Genomic DNA, 18,404 nt, shown 5'->3' with positions numbered 1-18,404 from the left:
GGTGTTGGCAGCAAGGCAGGCACGGTTCACCCGATCATGGAGTTTTCTACGCTTCATGATCACCGAGGGATCCGTGCCTGCCGTCCCATCATGCGTTCTCGACCCGATCCGCGACCAGTTTCTCGCGCTCCTGCCCGTGCGCGAGAACCGGCACCCGCTGGGCTGTCACAACCCCCGGATCAGCGACGCCGTCGTCTTCGACCGGCTGGTGCAGGTCTTGGTCTTCGGCTGCGGATACGAACGCGCCGCCGACGAACACTGTTCGGCCACCACCTTGCGCCGACGCCGCGACGAGTGGAACTCCGAAGGCGTGATGGAGAGCCTGCGGCTGCTCGCGCTCGCCGCCTACGACCGCATGATCGGCCTCGAACTCGACCGCGTGAGCGCCGACGGCTGCATCACCAAGGCGCTCTCCGGCGGTGAATGCGCCGGGAAGAGCCCGGTCGACCGTGCCAAACTCGGTCTGAAACGCTCGCAGTTGACCGACGGCACCGGCATACCCCTGGTCACCGAGCCGGCACCGGCCAACGTCCGCGACCACACCCTGCTGCCCGCCACCCTCGACCGCTTCACGCCCTCGAACAGGCCCTCGGACCGCTGCCGGAGCATCCACATCTCGCCCTGGACGCCGGCTACGACTACCGGATCGTCCACGACGACCTGGCCGGCCGCGGGATCGATGCCCGTATCGCCCCGTGCGGCGCGAAGACCCCGATCCAGACCGGCGGCCGGTGGGTCGTCGAGCGCACGAACTCCTGGATGAACAACTTCGGCAAGCTCCGACGCTGCACCGAACGCCGGAGAAAGGCCGTTGAATTCTTCCTCGCCCTGGCCGCCACCGTCATCACGGTCCGCTGCCTGATCCGACGCGCCTGGACCCTCTACCGCTGGAACACCCGCCCGCGAAACCCACGCATCCGATGACCTACTGGCGGACGCCCTTACATCATCTGGCGGACGGGCGAGATCCTGCGGGAGAACGGCGAGTCGGTGGAACTGCCGTCGCAGGCAACGCTCTACCGGCTGCTGGCCTGTGACCACCGCCCTGGCGCAGGCCAAGACCGCCGGCCACAATCCCCGACGTCTCCTGTTACCGAGGTGAGCACCCAGCAGGAGCTCGACAGCGCCGAGGACCCCGCCGAGGTTCTCAACTGGCGCAGCTCCGCTCAACCGAACCGGCGGAAGCAAATGGCTCACAACCGAAGTGCCATTGGCAGCCGATACCGCTGGCACCCCGATCCCATGCTCACCACGCGTCGTGGCGGCGCAACGGATCAGGTACAGCACAGGTTCGTGATCGTGTCGTAGAAGTCAGCTCTTGTGCCCCGCGCGGTGATCGCTGCCGACGGGCCTGGTTCGGTACCCGGCCGGCCCCAGGATGTGGGGCCGGCCGCGGGGTGCTGGGGATGCCCGCGCACCTGTCACCTGGTCGGAGTCCGCACCGTAGGGGTTGGCCGGTGCGGGCCTCCTGCCGGGGATCACCCGGACACCACGACGATGACAGGACGACGGTCTCCAGGTGACAGGCCGAGCATCATCACGCATATGTCGAGCGTGGTTCACTCGACCTGCAAGGAACAGGGGAGCTTTCGGCGCGCGACTCGTGCGTGGCGCGCACGATTCGGGGAGTTGGCCGTGGACGCGATCGACCGTCACATACTGAACATCCTCCGCAAGGACGGGCGAGCGCCCGTGTCGGAGATCGCGCGTGCTGTGGGACTCTCAGCGGCTCCGTGCGCGCGCCGCATCGAGCGCATGGAGAGGGCGGGCGTGATCCGCGGCTACACCGCGGTCATCGAGGACAGCCGGGCGGGCATGCTTCAGGCGTTCATCGAGATCCGCCTGCTCGGCGCGACCGACAGCGACGAGATCCAGGGCATCGCCGAGAGCATCCCGGAGATCGAGGAGAGCCACAGCATCGCCGGTACCTCCGACGCCCTGCTCAAGCTCCGGGTCAGGGACGTGAAGCATCTTCAGCAGGTGATCAACGCCGTACGCCGGACCGGCACAGTGGAGGGCACCAAGACCTTCATCATCATGAACACCTGGACCCGCGCGACCGCGCGTGCCGGCACCCCGTAACCCCGAAACGACGTCGTGCTGCGGCCCGGAGGCCGTCCGCCTGCCGACGGCGGCCTCGATCGGTGGTGCGGGCCCGACGTCGTCGCCCGGTACACGACTGACCCCGGCGGCTTCCGGGGCCGTCGGGGCGGATCACTCACATGCTGGTGCGACGGTGTGCGCGAGTTGGAAGCGTGAGCGCAGGCCCAGTTTCCGGTAGACGCGGGTGAGGGTCGCTTCGACCGTCTTGACGCTGAGGGCGGTTGTGGTGTCGCCGGCGCTCTCGGCAAGGGCGGTGGCCCGACCGGCCAGGGCACACGCCCGGTGGGGGTCACCCTTGTTGACGTTGGCCCAGACGGATTGGCGGATGAGGATCCGCGCGGTGAGGTCGGATCGTCCGGCCGCCGCTCGGAGTGCGTCGGCGAACAGTTCGTCCGCGCTGTACAGGTGCTGGCCGCTCGCGTCGATCAGGGCGACGAGGGCATCGACGCGCTGGGCGAGGGTGGTGTCCTGGCCCAGGACAAAGCGGGCGGCGGTCCGAGCGCGGGGGAGGTCACCGTAGTGGGCGGCGTCGCGTACGGCGGTCAGGGCCCGTTCGATGAGCAGGTCGCCGTCGTCGTGCGGGGTGCGCTGGGCGGCGAGGAGGGAGAGCTCCACCGCGAGTGCGTGGTCTCCGCGCTGCCGGGCGCGGTCGGCGGCGCGGGCGGCGCGGCGGGCCGACCGCGGGTCGTCGGCGTCGGCCGCCGGCACGGTGTGCCGGTTGCGGCGGACGCTGTCACGGCCGGCCTCGGCCAGGCGAGCGTGCAGGAGCCTGCGCGCATCGCCCGGCAGCCGGGCCACGAGTTCCGTGCCGATCGCGGTTCGAGCAGCCCGGTATACGAAATCCCGGTGTCCTGTGAGCCCGGGGCCTGTCGCAGCACGGGACCGGCCTCGTGGGCCGTGCTGATCCACGTCTCGGAGTCTGGCATCGGGCCATGGTGCGCCCGCCGGGCCTCCCCGTCCAGGTCAAGGGTTTACCCCGATGTCGGCCGCTCTCTGCATCTCTAGCCTCATGGCCACAACCGAGCCAACTGCCGCCGAACACCCCCCGCACTCCAGGTGACGTCCTGCGGCAACTCCCCGACGAGGCCCGGTGGAAGGATTTGTCATGTACCGCAAAAACGCCTTGGCTGCCGGTGTCGCGGCAGCCCTCGCATTGGGTTCCGTGACCATGGTGGTCACCCAGTCCACCGCAGCCCCCCGGCCCCACGCGGCAGCCGCCGACTCCGCCGCCGACCCCGGCGCCGGGTTCCGGGCGATGACGCCCGACACGCGCAGCGGGGCGATACGCACCGCCGAGCGCGGCACGGCCGCCACCGCCCGCGAGCTCGGCCTGGGCCCGGCCGAACGCCTGGTGGTCAAGGACGTGCTGATCGACGCCGACGGCGCCCGGCACGTGCGCTACGACCGTACCTACAGCGGCCTGCCCGTCATCGGCGGCGACCTGGTGGTCCACATCGCAAAGGACGGAAAGATCACCGGCTCGGACCTCGCGCACCAGGGCGCGATCAAGGTCGCCGGCACCACGCCGAAGCTGTCGGCGGCCGATGCCTCGGCCAAGGCCGTGAAGCACGCCAGGCACGTGAGGAAGGCGAAGGCCGCCGGCAAGGACAGCACCCTGGTGGTGTACGCGGTCGGCAAGGTCCCCGTACTCGCCTACCGCTCGACCGTCACCGGCGCGGGCGAGGCCGGCCCGGCCTCGCGGGAGGCGGTGATCGTCGACGCGACCAGCGGCACGCTGCTGGACCAGTACGAGCTGCACCAGAGCATCACGGGCACCGGCAACGGCGTCACCTCCGGCCAGGTCTCCATCGAGACCACCCAGACCGGCAGCGGCTACACCCTGACCGACGCGGCGCACGGCGGCACGGTCGTCTACGACTCGTACAACAGCCCGCAGTCGAACCCGAAGCAGAACGCCCGGGCCTTCTCGAAGACCACCAACTCCTGGGGCAACGGCACCACGTCCAGTCGCGAGAGCGCCGCCGTGGACGCCTCCTACGGTCTGGCGAAGACCTGGGACTACTACAAGGAGTCCTTCAACCGTTCCGGCATCCGCAACGACGGCCGCGGCGCCCCCGCCTACGTACACGTCGACAGCGGCCTGCTGAACGCCTTCTACGACGACACCTGCTTCTGCATGTTCTTCGGCGACGGATCCTCGCAGAACGGCAACACCCCGGTCACCGCGCTCGACGTGGCCGGTCACGAGATGAGCCACGGCGTCACCTCCGCGACCGCCAACCTCACCTACTCCGGTGAGTCCGGTGGTCTCAACGAGGCCACCAGCGACATCTTCGGCACCATGGTCGAGTTCTACGCCAACAACGCCGGCGACCCGGGCGACTACTTCATCGGCGAGAAGCTCAACATGTCCGGCGGCTACATGCGCCGGATGGACAACCCCTCCGCCGACGGGAACTCGCTGTCCTGCTGGAGATCCGGCGCCGGCTCCGTGGACGTCCACTACTCCTCCGGCATCGGCAACCACTTCTTCTACCTGGCCGCCGAAGGCACCGGCGCGAAGACCATCGGCGGACGCTCGCACAACGGCACCACCTGCAACAGCGACACGTTCGCGGGCATCGGCAAGGACAAGGCCGCCGCCGTCTGGTACCGGGCGCTCAGCGCCTACATGACCTCCACCACCAACTACGCGGGCGCCCGCACCGCCACCCTTCAGGCCGCCGCCGACCTGTACGGCACCAACTCCCAGGAGCGGTACCTCGTCTCCAAGGCATGGGCGGCCGTCAGCGTCGGCACCGCCCTGCCCGACCCCGGCAACGGCACCCCCACCCCCACCCCCGATCCGACCGATCCCCCCACCGGTAACGCGCTGACCAACGGCAGCTTCGAGCAGGGCACCAGCGGCTGGACCCAGAGCGACGACATCATCACCAACTCGCCCCTGCAGGCCGGGCACGGCGGGTCCTGGTACGCCTGGATGATGGGCTACGGAACCTCCGCCATCGAGTCCGTGTCCCAGTCGAACATCGCGGTGCCCTCCACCGGCACCCCGAAGCTCACCTTCTGGCTGAAGGTCTCCACCCAGGAGTCCGGCTACACCGCCTACGACACCCTCAAGGTCAAGGTCAACGGCACCGCGCTGGCCACCTACTCCAACGCGAACGCCAGTGCCGGCTACGTCCAGAAGACCATCGACCTGTCCGCCTACAGGGGGCAGACGGTGAAGCTGGAGTTCGCCGGCACCGAGGACGCCTATCTGTCGACCATCTTCCTGCTCGACGACATCGCGATCGGCTGACCGCTCCGGCCCACCACCCGCGCTCCCGCGGCCGAAGCCCCTGCTCAGGTGCTCCGGCCGCGGGAGCCGCCGCATGCCCGTGGCGGCCCGGTTCCCACTCCGAGGGATTTCCGGTGTTCAACCGCCCAACCCACCTACCTGTCGCATACATGACAGGAACGATCGCGGGTTTGATCGTGAATGTCTTCCCTGTCAGTCAAATCACCCCATACAGGGAAGAAAGAGTTTCCGCTCGTCCCGGACCACCCGTCAGTCACTTCTGGTGTCAGGCGGTTCGGAAACTCCCGCCGCCAGCGCACACCGCAGGCGAGCAGTCACGCTCGTCGCTCCGGCGTGCGTGGAAATCCAAGAGGAGAGTTCGTGTCACGCCTGCGGCGTAGAACATCGCGCAACCGGCGAGCCGCCCTCGCCGGGTTGCTTACCACCGCCCTTGCCTCGCTCAGCCTTCCCCTTGCCACGGCCGCGACCGCCGCCACTCCGACCGCCGAATCCACCACGGGCACCTACCTGGTCACCCTCGCCGACGAGCCCCTGGTCACCTACGACGGCGGGGTGCGCGACCTCCCCGCCACGAAGCCCGCCGAGGGCGACAAGCTCGATGTCGCATCGGCCACCGCCAAGCGGTACCGCACCCACCTGACGGACCAGCAGACCCGCGTCGCCAAGAAGGTCGGCGCCACCGTCCGCCAGCACTACGCGGTCACCACCAACACCTTCAGCGCCCGGCTCGACGCCCGCCAACTGGTGCGCCTCGCCCGCACCGGGAACGTCGTGCACATCGCCCCCGACCGCTTCCACCACGCCACCGACGACCGGAACTCCACCGACTTCCTCGGACTCTCCGGCCGCAAGGGGTTGTGGAAGGCCCTCGGCGGGACCGCCGAAGCCGGCAAGGGCATCGTCATCGGCGACATCGACACGGGCATCTGGCCCGAGAACCCCTCCTTCGCCGCCCCGGCCCTGAGCTCCCGCGAACCCGGCCCGAAGGGCCGTCACCGCCCCTACCGCGTGGGCACCACCACCGTGATGCACAAGGCGGACGGCGGCACCTTCAAGGGCACCTGCCAGACCGGCGAGAGCTTCACCGCCGCGGCCTGCAACGAGAAGGTCGTCAGCGCCCGCTACTTCGGCAAGGCATGGTTCGACGCCGTTCCGGAGTCCAACCGCGCCGGATACGTCTCCCCGCGCGACAGCCAGGGCCACGGCACCCACACGGCGGCCACCGCGGCCGGCAACGCCGACGTCCGCGCCAAGGTTGACGGTGAGGACCTCGGCACCGTCTCCGGCGTGGCCCCCGCAGCCACCATCGCCGTCTACAAAGCCCTCTGGCAGAGCAAGGACGGCCAGGCGGACGGCGGTCTGACCAGCGACCTCGTCGCCGCCATCGACCAGGCCGTCGCCGACGGCGTGGACGTCATCAACTACTCGCTCGGCGCCGCGTTCGAGAGCGCGTACGACGACCCGGCGCAGGTCGCGCTCCGCAACGCCGCCGCGGCCGGAGTCTTCGTCGCCACCGCCGCGGGCAACTCCGGCCCGGGAGCGTCCAGCCTCTCCAACACCGCGCCCTGGACCACCACGGTCGCCGCCGGCACCATCAAGTCGCACACCGGCACGGTGACCCTCGGCAACGGCGCGAGCCACACCGGCATCAGCACCACAGTCCACCGGCGGGTCGGCCCCGCCCCGCTGGTCAAGGGCTCCGCGGTCCGGGTCGCGGACACCGTGGACGTCTACGCGGACTACTGCATGCCGGACTCCCTCGACCCCGCCCGTACGACCGGGAAGATCGTCGTCTGCGAACGGGGCGTCAACGGCCGCGCCGACAAGTCCGCCGAGGTCAAGCGGGCCGGCGGCATCGGCCTCGTCCTGGTCAACCCCGGCGACGAGAGCACGGACGGCGACCTGCACAGCGTGCCGGCGGTCCACCTCGACAAGGCGGACGCGGCCCCCGTGCGCGCCTACGCCGCCACGAGCGGAGCCACCGCCACCCTCACCGAGGGAGGCGCCTCGGACGTCTACCCGCAGGTGGCCGGCTTCTCCTCGCGCGGCCCCTCGCTCACCGGCAACGGCGACCTGCTCAAGCCCGACATCACCGCGCCCGGCGTCACGATCCTCGAGGCCGTGTCCCCGGACGGCAACCACGGCCGCGACTTCGACTACTACTCCGGTACCTCCATGGCCACCCCGCACATCAGTGGCCTGGCGGCGCTCTACCTCACGGAGCACCCCACCTGGTCCCCGATGAGCGTCAAGTCGGCCATGATGACCACCGCCACGCCGACGAGGACCGCGGACGGCAAGAACAGCGGCGACGTGTTCGCCCAGGGCGCCGGCGGGGTGGACGCACGGGCCATGCTGCGGCCCGGACTCGTCTACGACTCGGGCGAGCGGGACTGGCTCGCCTACCTCGAGGGCTCCGGCGTGGACACCGGAAGCGGCGTCAAGGCCATCGACCCGAGCGACCTCAACTACCCGTCCATAGCCATCGGCGACCTCTTCGGCAAGCAGACCATCACCCGCACCGTCACCGCGACCACGGCCGGCACCTACCGCGCCCGGGTGGACCTCCCCGGCATCAAGGCCACGGTGAGCCCGTCCGTGCTGCACTTCAGCCACCCCGGCCAGAAGCGCACCTTCACCCTCACCCTGGACGTGACCACCGCGCCCGCGGGACGCACCGCCACCGGGGCCCTCACCTGGCTCTCCGGCCGCACCACCGTCCGCAGCCCGATCGCCGTCACCCCGCAAATCGTCCGCGCCCCCGCCGAAATCAAGGGCTCCGGCTCCAGCGGCTCGACCGAGTTCCCGGTCACCCCGGCCACCAGCACCCTGACGGCCACCGCCTACGGACCGGTCTCCTCACCGGTCACCGAGGGCACCGTGACACAGATGCAGGAGATCTCCTACGACGCCGAGATCCCCTCCGGCACCAAGGCGTCGCAGATCACGGTCCACTTCGACGCGGCGGCGGACACGATCACGGGCGTCCTCTGGGGCGACAAGGTGGACGGGGTCCTCCAGGGCGTCCACGTCGCCGTCCCCGACAGTGACGGAACGGTCACGATCACCGTGCCGCATCCCACGGCCGACGCTCTCTTCGTGTCCCTGGTCGCGATGGGGGTCGACGGGGAGACCGTCACCCCGTACACCTACCAGGCGAACCACATCACCGCGGACAGCCCCGTCACCGGCAAAGTCACGGTCACGCCCGACCGGGCCCGCGTCACCCCCGGCGTGCCGACCGACCTGACCGCCGCCTGGTCCGGCGTCCCAGCGAACACCCGGTCCGGCGCCTGGATCGAGTACGGCAACGAGGCGGGCTCCTTCCTGACCCTCAACTGAATCCCGATACCCACCGGCGGGGCGGCACGCACACACGTGCCGCCCCCCACACGCCCTCCGCACATGCCGGCCACTCGAACCGCGAGGTGTCGCCCGCGCCCCTGCGGACGATCTGCAGCTCGCCGGTGGGGAAGTCAATGACGGTCGTCGGCTCGGTGCCGCAGTCACCGGAGCCGATGACGACGTCCCCCTCGTAGTCCAGGCGCTGCTTGATCTCCCAACCCCGGGTTGTCCACGTACACGTCCTCCGCAGGATCGCCGGCCACGGGTCACTGACCACCACCCAGCGCCACCTGCACCCAGACGTTCAAAAGATCACGGCTGCCGGAGCGGCGCTCTCCCCACACCTCAGCGCGCTGCGCACACCGCGCTCGCTGCCGAGCCCGATCGTCATGACCCGCCGACCCCGGTCAAGGACGCCGGTCGCCAACCGGTCCCCGAGAATAATCAAGGGCCGGTTTCGGATTGCTCCGAAACCGGCCCTGATCTGCGACTGTCTCCAGTCGGGACGACAGGATTTGAACCTGCGACCCCTTGACCCCCAGTCAAGTGCGCTACCAAGCTGCGCCACGTCCCGATACCCGCTGACCTGGGGTTTCCCCCGGGCCGAACGCGCATGAGAACAATACCGCACTCGGGTGGGTGGTTACGAACAGCTTTGGCGCTTGACCTCAACCGAACTTGATGTTCAACGCTTGTTCCATGACACACACGACCACCGCGGCGCGGCGCGACCACCGCGAGATGAACCGCCTGATGGGCATGATGACCGGGGACGAGAAGCACGGCCCCGCGGCCACCTCCACCCTGGACGTGCTGTGGGTGCTGTACGACCGGGTGCTGCGGGTGACACCGGACACCGTCGACGCACCGGACCGCGACCGGTTCCTGCTCTCCAAGGGCCACGGGCCGATGGCGTACTACGCGGTCCTCGCCGCTCACGGGTTCTTCGGCGAGGAACTGCTGCCGGGCTTCGGGACGTACGACTCGCCGCTCGGGCACCACCCGGACCGGACGCTGCTGCCCGGGGTCGAGATCGGCAGCGGCTCACTGGGGCACGGGCTGCCGCTGGCCGTCGGAAGCGTCCTCGGGCTCCGGGCCCAGGGGCTCACCGACCCCCGGGTGTGGGTGCTGGTCGGGGATGCCGAGCTGGACGAGGGCAGCAACCACGAGGCGCTCGCCTACGCGGGCCCGGCCGGGCTGGAGCAGCTGCACACCGTGGTGATCGACAACGTCTCGGCGTCCTATGCCCGGCCGGGCGGGATCGCGGCCCGGTTCGAGGCCGCGGGCTGGTCGGTCGACACGGTCGACGGGCGCGACCACGAGGCGCTCTACACGGCCTTCACCGCACCGCACCCCGGACGGCCACGCGCCGTCGTCGCCCGCGTCGAGCCCAAGAACTGAACGCCCCGCAGAACACGGAGGACCCGCACATGGACACGATGCGTGACCGCTTCATCGCCACCACGACCCGGTTGCTGGACGAGGACCCGGCCCTCGCGCTGGTTCTGGCCGAGATCAGCCGGGACGGCTTCGGCCCGGCTCTGGAGGCGCATCCGGACCGGGTGGTCAATGTCGGCATCAGGGAGCAGCTGCTGGTCGGCGCGGCGGCCGGAATGGCGCTCACCGGGATGCGGCCGATCGTCCACACCTTCGCCAGCTTCCTGGTGGAGCGGCCGTTCGAGCAGGTCAAGCTGGACTTCGGCCATCAGGGGGTGAGCGGAGTACTGGTGAGCGCGGGTGCTTCGTACGACTGGCCGGCCGGCGGGTTCACCCATATGGCGCCGGGTGATGTGGCGCTGCTGGACACCCTCGACGGCTGGACGGTGCACGTGCCGGGCCACCCGGACGAGGCGGAGGCGCTGCTGCGCCAGGCCGCGGCCGACGACGGCCGGGTGTACGTACGGCTGTCGCTGCAGTCCAACGAGCGGGCCCGGGCGGTCGGCGCGGGGACCGGGTTCGCGCCGGTGCGGGAGGGTGGGGGCGGCGTGGTGATCGCGGTCGGGCCGATGCTCGACAACGTACTCGCCGCGACCGAGGGGCTCGATGTGACGGTGCTGTACGCGACGACGGTGCGCCCGTTCGACGGTGCCGGACTGCGACGGGCGGTCGGGGCCGGAGCCGGAGCCGATGTGGTGATCGTCGAGCCGTATCTGGCGGGCACCTCCACCGCGGCCGCCAATGACGCGCTGGCCGCGCTGCCGCACCGTGTGCTGGGCCTCGGTGTGGGACGGGCCGAGCTGCGCAAGTACGGGGAGATGGACGAGCACCTCGCCGCGCACGGGCTGGACGCGCGAGGGCTGCGGGAGCGGATCGGGGGCTTCCTCGGTCGGCCCCGGCCCTGACGGTCGCCGTCTGCCCGGACGGGCGGTGTCTGTCCGGGCGCGGCCGGGCCGGTCGAGAGCGGTGCGGGGCTACGCGACCGCGCTGCTCGACCGAGCCGGTCCCCGGAGCGGGCCGGTTCAGGTCCGGAAGCCGTGTCCCTCCCGTTGGTCGATGTGCACCACAAGCTCCAGGGCCAGTGACTTGATCGTGTCGAGCCCCGCCCTGCCCCACGAACGGGGCACGGTGTCGACCGCGCAGACGGCGCCCAGGGCGATGCCGGTGCGGTCGATGAGCGGAGCACCGAGGTAGGAGCGGATGCCTATCTCGTCGACGACCGGGTTGCCCGCGAACCTCGGGTAGTCGCAGACGTCCTCCAGCACCAGCGCCTTGCGCCGGACGACGACATGGGGGCAGTAGCCGCGGTCGATGGCGACATAGCGGCCGCTGCGGCTGCTGCACGCGGCCGCGATGCCCAGGTCGGTGCCCTTGCGCGTGCCGGCCGGGGTGTGCAGACCGGCGAAGAACTGCCGGTTCCCGTCGATGAAGTTGACCATGGAGAAGGGGACCTCGGTCAGCTCCGCCACCCGGTCGGCGAAGGCGTCGAAGTTGTCGAACGACGCGTCGGCGCGCTCCCCGAGTCCGAGCGTCCGCAGCCGCCGGGTACGGGCGACGGCATCGCGGTCGACCGGTGTGAGCAGCAGCCGGCCGGGCGCGTTCCGCGTCACGGACGGGCCCCGAAGCCGGTCAGCGGTGCCGGGGCCGAGGTCGCGTTGATCAGGTGCTGGACGAGGGTGACGAGGGCGCCCGTGCCCGAACTGGCGATCCGGGCGTCGCAGAGCACCACCGGGACGTCAGGACCGAGATCGAGCGCGGCCCGGATCTCCTCCGGCGCGTAGCGGTAGGCACCGTCGAACTCGTTGACCGCGATGATGAAACCGATGCCACGCCGTTCGAAGAAGTCGACGGCGGCGAAGCACTCCGCGAGCCTCCGGGTGTCGGCGATGACGACCGCGCCGAGCGCCCCCTGGGAGAGCTCGTCCCACATGAACCAGAAGCGTTCCTGGCCGGGGGTGCCGAACAGGTAGAGCACATGCTGCTCGTCGAGCGTGATGCGGCCGAAGTCCATCGCCACGGTGGTTGCGGTCTTGGACTCGATGCCGTCGAGATGGTCGGTCCCGACGCTCACCTGGGTCAGCAGCTCCTCCGTGCTCAGCGGCGCGATCTCGCTGACGGCGCCGACGAACGTCGTCTTGCCGACGCCGAATCCGCCCGCCACCAGCACCTTGAGCGCGACGGGGAAGCCCTCCGTCCCGCCCGGTCCCTCGGCCCCGGAGACGTCCGGGTCGGCCGACGGGTGCGAGGTGTGCGGGGCGTCGTCCGGTACGTGCGGGGCGGGGCCGGGGTCGGCGTAGCCCTGCGGCGCCTGTCCGTAGCCCTGCGGCTCCCCGTACCCCTGCGCGTAGCCGTAGTCCGGTGTCCCCCCGTAGTTCCGCGTCTCCTCGTACCCCTCGTACCCCTGGGCCTCCCCGTGGGTGGGCGGGTGCCCGTAGTCCTGCGTGCCCGGGTGGTTCGGGGTGCCCCCGTGGCTCTCCGGGCGTCCGTAGCTCTCCGGACTCCCGTGGTCGCCGGAACGGGCATGGCTTCCCCGGCCTGCGAAACCTTCGGGGTCCGAGCCGTTCCGGTACGCGGCGGAGCTGCCGAATCCGTCAGAGCTGTCGTCGTAAGCCATCGAGCACTGCCTCCAGCAGAGATCGGTCGGTGGGCATGTCGTGGAAGGCGGGCGGGTGCGCGGTCACCGCCCCGCAGTCGACCAGGTCGGAGACGAGCACCTTGGTGACGACCGCGGGCAACCGCAGATGGGCGGCGATCTCGGCCACGGAGGTGGGACCGTCGCACAGCCCCAGCGCGACGGAGTGCTCGGGACCGAGATGGGTCTGCGGCTCGCTCCCCGTGGCCATGATCAGCGAGAGCAGGTCGAGCACGGCCGAAGGACGGGTCCGGCCGTTGCTCACGGTGTAGGGACGGATGAGCCGCCCGGCCGCGTCGTCGAGCAGCGGCCCGTCCTGCGGCACCGACACCCTCACAGTCCCGTGCTGCCGGGGGCGCCGGCCGCTTGTCTCACGGGCGTCATCAGGTACGGGCGGACGCTCTTGACCAGCATCGTCATCTCGTAGCCGAGCACCGCCGCGTCCGCCTCCCGACCGGCGAGGACGGCGAGACAGGTGCCCGATCCGGCCGTGGAGACGAACAGCAGGGTCGAGTCGAGCTCGACCACCACCTGCCGGACCTCGCCGCTGTCGCCGAAGCGCGCGCCGGCGCTGCGCCCCAGCGAGTACAGACCGGCGGCCAGCGCCGCCATGTGGTCGGCGCTGTCGGCATCCATGCCGTGCAGGGATTTCACCAGCCCGTCGGCGGAGAGCAGCACCGCGCTGCGCGTGTACGGGACACGCTGGACCAGGCCGCTCAGCAGCCAGTCGAGGTCCGAGACCTGACCGGACGGCATGTCGGTCGCCATGAAGCATCTACTCCTTCGGGGTGTGCGTTTCGAGGGGATCGACCGCCGGGGCCCCCTCCGGGCCCGGTGCCGGGCTCGCGGGGTAGGGGGCGGCGGTCGGGGTGCGGCCGCGTACGGGCAGCGGTTCGAGCGGGGCCGGCGGCCAGGGCTGCCCGGCCGCCGCTTCGGGGCCGTGGGCCGGCTCCGGGGAGCCTGTGGTGTCGGACTCGGTGCGGGCCTCGGCCAGTTCGATGCCCCGGCGGAAGGCCGCCATGAGCCCCGGGTCGTGGAGGGCCTGTTCGTCCTGGGTGCGCGGGACCGGGGCCTGCCTCAGCTGCGGGACGAGGTGTTCCTGGTTGCTGCGCCGGGGCAGTTGGGGGCGGCCCGGGGCTCCGCCCGCACCGCCGGGCTCGGGGCGGGGTGCGTCGCCGGTCCGCTCCGGGGGCCGGGGGCCGGGGACGTTCTCGGCCGGTTCGGGGTGGGCGGGGTGTTCGGTCCGCTGCGGGAGCGGCGGGGCCTCGCTCGGTCCGGGTGCCTGCTGCGGTGCCGGGTGCGGCCCCGGGGACTGGCTGGGGACGTACGGCTGAGGGCCGGTCTCCGACTGCGGGGCGGCACCGGGGCCGGGAGTGAGGCTCGGCAGGGAGCGGCCGTGGTGTCCGGCCCTCTCGTCCTCGGCCGGCGGACGGTGCACGGGGCCCGGGGGCGGGACCGGCGCGGCGCCGCGCTCGGCCGAGGCGTCCCCGTCCACTCCCAACAGGCCCTGGGGCAGGACGAGTACGGCCTGGGTGCCCCCGTAGATGTTGCTCTGCAGCCGGACGGCGATGCCGTGCCGCCGGGCCAGTGACGCGACGACGAACAGGCCGATCCGGCCGTCCTGCAGCAGGTGGGCCACATTGACCTGGTCGGGCGCGGCGAGCAGGGCGTTCATCCGCTTCTGCTCGTTGACCGGCATGCCGAGCCCCCGGTCCTCGACCTCCAGGGCCAGTCCGGCGGTGACCTGCTGGGCGCGCATCAGCACCTGGGTGTGCGGTGCGGAGAACACCGTGGCGTTCTCCACCAGTTCGGCGAGCAGGTGGATCACGTCCGCCACCGCGTGGCCGCGCAGCGTGCCGTCGATCGGCGGCACGAGCTTGACCCGCGGGTACTGCTCGACCTCGGCGATCGCGGAACGCAGGACCTCGGTCATGGTGACGGGGTTGCTCCACTGGCGCCGGGAGACGGCGCCGCCGAGCACCGCGAGGTTCTCGGCGTGCCTGCGGATCCGGGTGGCGAGATGGTCGACGTGGAAGAGGCCCTTGAGCAGATCGGGGTCCTCGACCTCGTGCTCCAGCTCGTCGAGGATCTGGATCTCGCGGTGCACGAGCGACTGCAGGCGCCGGGCGAGGTTGACGAAGACCTCGACCTTCTGGTCCTCGCCGGAGCGGTCGGCGAGCCGGGCCGCCTGGACGACCGCGGCCACGGCGGCGGTCTGGTGGCGGCCGAGCTCCTGCGCGAGCAGTTCGAAGGCGTCGCTGCCCGGGGTGCCGGGGCCGGCGGGCCGGCGGACGGCCACCGGCTCACCGTTGCGGAGCTGCTCCATCACCCGCTGCAGCTCTGCCTGGCCCTGGGCACTGGCACGGCGCAGGGCCAGGCAGCGGCCGAACACGGTGGTGGCGAGCCGGTTGGCGGCCAGGAAGGCGGCCAGCACCGCGGCGAGCGCCAGCGCACCGGCCGCGCCGAGCGCGATCCAGAGCTCGGTGGAGAGCCGGGCTCCGGTGGAGCGGATGGTGAAGATGACCGCCGCGGCACCGCTCAGTACCGCCGCCGTGGTCGGCAGCACCGCGGCGCGCAGGATCTGGGGGCGTATGCGCGTCTCGGCGGTCGGCTGGGCGGCGCGCGGTCTGGCCGCGGCCGAGTGGGAACGGGCGCCCGGTCGGCCGTGCCGCCCGCCCTCACGGCGCTCCGGTCGCGCTTCGGGTGCGCGAAGTTGAGACATCGGTGTCCTTGGTACGTGGGGCACCCGGAAACGGTGTTCCTGCGGTGGCACCTACGGTGGTCGGTCAGGCCCGGTGCATCGGTCGGGCAGGCTCGAAACTTATGAGCCCACCGTTGATCACCGGCCACACACGGTAGTCGTCCCGCACCGGGGTGCGGCGGCGAGTTGTCGAACTTGCCCGCCATCCGTCCCGCTCTGGTATGAACTCTCGAACAACTGGCCGATCACACTGTTTTGACACCCGGTCGGCCGACGCCCGAACGATCTACCGGTACGAACCCGTGAACGCGCGGCACCCACGTCCCGTCCGCTCCGCGCGGACCGCACGGGCACTCCGTACCGACCTACCGGTTTGCTACGCGGCGTAACCATCATGGCCATGGGGCCGATCGGGTGAATGGCGCGATCCGAGGGGGTCGACGGACGGGGAATCCGGACGCGCGCGACGGGACTGCCCCTCGTGCGCCTCATCCGTCACAGGGGTCTCAGCGTCAGTGATCCGGCCATCGTCGGCCATGGATCATGGGGCTGCTGCGGGGGCTCGCGTCGGTTGGTTCCAGGCGGCGGTTGGAGGCGGGCGCCGTGCGGAATCGGGTGTTGCGGGCCCTACGGCCTCGGCAACGGCTCCGGGGACGGAGGCAGGCTCGGTTCGGGGCCCGACCGGCCGGGGCAGCCGGGCGGCGGCGCGGGCCACCGCCACGCCCCGGCCACCGCCCGCGTGGCCCTGGCCGCCGCCCGCCGGGCTCAGCGACCGCTGGTGAGATCGAGATTCTGCTCGTCGGTCTCCGGGGCGGCGAGCGGGGTCTCCCGATCGCTGCGCCAGGGGTGCGCGATCGGGTGGGAGACGGGCCGCCACCACTGCTCGGTGGGCAGCGCCCCGGCAGGCTCGAACGGCAGCCCCGGGGTCGGGAACGCGACGTCCTGCCCGGCTTCCTCCGCCACGTCCATGGTCCACTCGGCGGGCTCGGCCCACGGGTGCGGTGCGAGGTTGAAGGTGCCCCAGTGGATCGGCAGCATCACGCCGTGTGGACTGCCGCCCTGGAGATCGAGGTGGGCCCGCATCCCCTCGGCCGGGGTCATGTGGATGTCGGGCCAGTACTCCGCATAGGCGCCGATCTGGATCATCGTCGCGTCGAACGGGCCGTGTGCGGCGCCGATGTCCCGGAAGCCGGAGAAGTAGCCGGTGTCACCACTGTGGTAGATCCGGTGCTCGGGACCGGTGACGGCCCAGGACGCCCACAGGGTGTGCTGCTGATTGCGCAGGCCCCGGCCGCAGAAGTGCCGTGCGGGAGTGGCCGTCAGGTCGATCCCGGCGATGCGTGTCGTCTCGTTCCAGTCCAGCTCGCGCAGCCGGTCGGCCGGGACCCCCCAGTGCTCCAGATGGGCGCCGACACCGAGCGGGACGGCGAACACCGTTCCGGTGCCCGCGAGGGCGCGGATGGTCGGCAGGTCGAGGTGGTCGTAGTGGTCGTGCGAGATCACCACCGCGTCCACCGGGCCGAGCGCGGCGAGCGGCAGCGGCACGGGGTGCAGACGCCTGGGGCCGGCGAAGGCGAAGGGCGAGCAGCGCTCCCCCCAGACCGGATCGAAGAGCACCCGCCGCCCGTCGATCTCGGCGAGCACCCCGGAATGGCCCATCCAGGTGAGCCGCAGCCCCGTGGCCGGCGGCTCGGCCAGGTCCGCGTACGTGGTGGGGTGGACGGGCAGGGTGCCCGACGGGGCCCGGCGGACCCGCTCCTCCCTGCGGAAGTAGACCTTCGCGAACTCCAGCGTGGATCCCGACGGTCTGGTCCGTGCTCCCACCGGGTTCTGGAAAACGCCGTCGGCGAAGTTGGGCGAGCGCCGGATGCGCTCCATGCGGGCGCCCTCCGGATCCGCGCCGAAGGCGGCGGGGCGCAGCGCACGCAGCCGGGTGCGGAGCGGGGGCAGGGCATCGGCGCCGGTCACAGCATCTCCTGGGGGAGTCGGTGTCGTTTCATTATGGGCAGGCGGTACGACGGTGCGAGCGCGGCGGACCCGGTCCGGGCAGCGCGCACACATCTCCACCGCCCGGCTGGCGCGCTCCCGGGCGGCGCGTTCCACCCCGTGCCGCGTCCCCTCACGCCGACTCCAACGTGCGGGCCGGTGCCAGGATTCCGGGTCCGGCGGTCCGGCATGTCACATCCGCGGGTGTCCCGTCCGTCGCATCGGTGCAAGCAGCCGTCGGCACGGTCCCCGCGACCTCACCGGCGGTGTCCGAGCCGTACCGAAGGAGACCGGTCATGACCGCCCGTATCCCGCTCGACCCGCCCCGTACGCTCCTCTTCCGCGCCGTGTCGTGGTACTCGAGGCGCGCGTACGGCAAGGTCCTCGACCCGCTGCGGGCCGCCGCCCACCACACCGGGGTGCTGTGGGCCCAGTCGCGTCTCGAACTGTCGGCCGGCCGCTGGAAGAAGCTGGACCCGCAGCTCAAGGCACTCGCGGTGATGGCGTCCGCGGCCACCATCGGCTGTGGCTGGTGCATGGACTTCGGGTACTGGGAGAACCACCGCCACGGCATGGACCCGGCCAAGCTGCGCGATGTCCCGGCGTGGCGGGAGAGCGAGGTGTTCGCCCCGCTGGAACGCGACGTCATGGCGTACGCGGAGGCGATGAGCCTCACCCCGCCGGAGGTGGCGGACGATCTGGCCGAGCGGCTGCGGGGCGCGCTCGGCGAGGCGGCGTTCATCGAACTCACGACCATGGTCGCGGTGGAGAACATGCGCTCCCGGACGAACTCCGCCCTGGGCCTGACCAGCCAGGGCTTCAAGGACAGCTGCGAGGTGGGCCGGCCCGCGAACCGGTGAGCCGGCCGGGCGGACCGGCGACGGGGCGTGCGCCGCTCCGCCCCCGGTCTTCCCGCTCCTGGCATATTCGTTAGGGTG

13 protein-coding genes, 1 tRNA gene and 3 pseudogenes are annotated in these 18,404 nt (G+C 71.4%); 8 read left to right on the top strand and 9 right to left on the bottom strand.

Annotated features, from left to right (window positions below):
• Positions 1 to 73 precede the first annotated feature (73 nt).
• From ACF08W_RS01375 to ACF08W_RS01365, 3 genes and pseudogenes are all read left to right on the top strand, one after another.
• A pseudogene (locus tag ACF08W_RS01375) lies at positions 74 to 924 on the top strand (IS5 family transposase).
• Positions 925 to 1,033: 109 nt separating this feature from the next.
• Positions 1,034 to 1,212, top strand: a pseudogene (locus ACF08W_RS01370) (mobilization protein); the annotation flags it as partial.
• Positions 1,213 to 1,635: 423 nt separating this feature from the next.
• Positions 1,636 to 2,082: an Lrp/AsnC family transcriptional regulator gene (locus tag ACF08W_RS01365; protein ID WP_381476929.1), complete on the top strand. Its 447-nt coding sequence runs from the start codon at positions 1,636 to 1,638 to the stop codon at positions 2,080 to 2,082.
• Positions 2,083 to 2,214: 132 nt separating this feature from the next.
• Here ACF08W_RS01365 and ACF08W_RS01360 read toward each other — a convergent pair whose 3' ends face one another.
• Positions 2,215 to 2,901 (bottom strand): hypothetical protein, encoded by a 687-nt coding sequence (locus ACF08W_RS01360; protein WP_392277997.1) that lies wholly within the window; start codon positions 2,899 to 2,901, stop codon positions 2,215 to 2,217.
• Between the two features lie 307 nt (positions 2,902 to 3,208).
• On the opposite strand from ACF08W_RS01360, the gene ACF08W_RS01355 reads away from it, so the two are divergent.
• Both ACF08W_RS01355 and ACF08W_RS01350 read left to right on the top strand, forming a co-directional pair.
• Positions 3,209 to 5,365, top strand: a complete 2,157-nt coding sequence (locus ACF08W_RS01355) for a M4 family metallopeptidase (RefSeq protein WP_392277996.1) — start codon at positions 3,209 to 3,211, stop codon at positions 5,363 to 5,365.
• A gap of 360 nt (positions 5,366 to 5,725) precedes the next feature.
• Positions 5,726 to 8,707, top strand: a complete 2,982-nt coding sequence (locus ACF08W_RS01350; protein ID WP_392277995.1) for a S8 family serine peptidase — start codon at positions 5,726 to 5,728, stop codon at positions 8,705 to 8,707.
• A 73-nt stretch (positions 8,708 to 8,780) separates the two neighbouring features.
• Here the strand turns inward: ACF08W_RS01350 and ACF08W_RS01345 are convergent.
• A pseudogene (locus tag ACF08W_RS01345) lies at positions 8,781 to 8,936 on the bottom strand (threonylcarbamoyl-AMP synthase); the annotation flags it as partial.
• Positions 8,937 to 9,210: 274 nt separating this feature from the next.
• A tRNA-Pro gene (locus ACF08W_RS01340) sits at positions 9,211 to 9,284 on the bottom strand.
• Between the two features lie 125 nt (positions 9,285 to 9,409).
• On the opposite strand from ACF08W_RS01340, the gene ACF08W_RS01335 reads away from it, so the two are divergent.
• The gene (locus ACF08W_RS01335) at positions 9,410 to 10,111 is read left to right on the top strand and encodes a transketolase (RefSeq protein WP_352274660.1); all 702 of its coding nucleotides are present in this window, start codon (positions 9,410 to 9,412) and stop codon (positions 10,109 to 10,111) included.
• Between the two features lie 29 nt (positions 10,112 to 10,140).
• Positions 10,141 to 11,052, top strand: a complete 912-nt coding sequence (locus tag ACF08W_RS01330) for a transketolase family protein (RefSeq protein ID WP_385209150.1) — start codon at positions 10,141 to 10,143, stop codon at positions 11,050 to 11,052.
• Positions 11,053 to 11,169: 117 nt separating this feature from the next.
• On the opposite strand, the gene ACF08W_RS01325 is transcribed toward ACF08W_RS01330, so the two are convergent.
• The 6 genes from ACF08W_RS01325 to ACF08W_RS01300 form a co-directional block, all read right to left on the bottom strand.
• Complete coding sequence (locus ACF08W_RS01325; RefSeq protein WP_385209147.1) at positions 11,170 to 11,757, bottom strand: GAF domain-containing protein; 588 nt, start codon at positions 11,755 to 11,757, stop codon at positions 11,170 to 11,172.
• Positions 11,754 to 12,314 (bottom strand): ATP/GTP-binding protein, encoded by a 561-nt coding sequence (locus tag ACF08W_RS01320; RefSeq protein ID WP_385209607.1) that lies wholly within the window; start codon positions 12,312 to 12,314, stop codon positions 11,754 to 11,756. The genes ACF08W_RS01325 and ACF08W_RS01320 overlap by 4 nt, the downstream gene beginning before the upstream one ends.
• A gap of 424 nt (positions 12,315 to 12,738) precedes the next feature.
• Positions 12,739 to 13,110, bottom strand: a complete 372-nt coding sequence (locus ACF08W_RS01315; protein WP_352274663.1) for a DUF742 domain-containing protein — start codon at positions 13,108 to 13,110, stop codon at positions 12,739 to 12,741.
• A 2-nt stretch (positions 13,111 to 13,112) separates the two neighbouring features.
• Positions 13,113 to 13,547: a roadblock/LC7 domain-containing protein gene (locus tag ACF08W_RS01310; protein WP_352274664.1), complete on the bottom strand. Its 435-nt coding sequence runs from the start codon at positions 13,545 to 13,547 to the stop codon at positions 13,113 to 13,115.
• A gap of 7 nt (positions 13,548 to 13,554) precedes the next feature.
• Positions 13,555 to 15,501 (bottom strand): ATP-binding protein, encoded by a 1,947-nt coding sequence (locus ACF08W_RS01305; RefSeq protein ID WP_392277994.1) that lies wholly within the window; start codon positions 15,499 to 15,501, stop codon positions 13,555 to 13,557.
• A gap of 744 nt (positions 15,502 to 16,245) precedes the next feature.
• Positions 16,246 to 17,448 carry an MBL fold metallo-hydrolase gene (locus tag ACF08W_RS01300; protein WP_392277993.1) on the bottom strand — a complete coding sequence of 401 codons (1,203 nt, stop codon included), beginning with the start codon at positions 17,446 to 17,448 and terminating at the stop codon, positions 16,246 to 16,248.
• A gap of 314 nt (positions 17,449 to 17,762) precedes the next feature.
• On the opposite strand from ACF08W_RS01300, the gene ACF08W_RS01295 reads away from it, so the two are divergent.
• Complete coding sequence (locus ACF08W_RS01295; protein WP_385209136.1) at positions 17,763 to 18,326, top strand: carboxymuconolactone decarboxylase family protein; 564 nt, start codon at positions 17,763 to 17,765, stop codon at positions 18,324 to 18,326.
• The last annotated feature ends 78 nt before the right edge of the window (positions 18,327 to 18,404 follow it).

It is taken from the genome of Streptomyces sp. NPDC015144 (assembly GCF_043079735.1).
GTDB lineage: Bacteria > Actinomycetota > Actinomycetes > Streptomycetales > Streptomycetaceae > Streptomyces.
This window is presented reverse-complemented; position numbering and strand designations above follow the sequence as displayed.

Excerpts from the sequence above, each read along its gene's own strand:
- ACF08W_RS01355 (WP_392277996.1), top strand. The coding sequence starts at position 3,209 with ATGTACCGCAAAAACGCCTTGGCTGCCGGTGTCGCGGCAGCCCTCGCA.
- ACF08W_RS01295 (WP_385209136.1), top strand. The coding sequence starts at position 17,763 with ATGACCGCCCGTATCCCGCTCGACCCGCCCCGTACGCTCCTCTTCCGC.
- ACF08W_RS01330 (WP_385209150.1), top strand. The coding sequence starts at position 10,141 with ATGGACACGATGCGTGACCGCTTCATCGCCACCACGACCCGGTTGCTG.
- ACF08W_RS01310 (WP_352274664.1), bottom strand. The coding sequence starts at position 13,547 with ATGGCGACCGACATGCCGTCCGGTCAGGTCTCGGACCTCGACTGGCTG.
- ACF08W_RS01305 (WP_392277994.1), bottom strand. The coding sequence starts at position 15,501 with ATGTCTCAACTTCGCGCACCCGAAGCGCGACCGGAGCGCCGTGAGGGC.
- ACF08W_RS01335 (WP_352274660.1), top strand. The coding sequence starts at position 9,410 with ATGACACACACGACCACCGCGGCGCGGCGCGACCACCGCGAGATGAAC.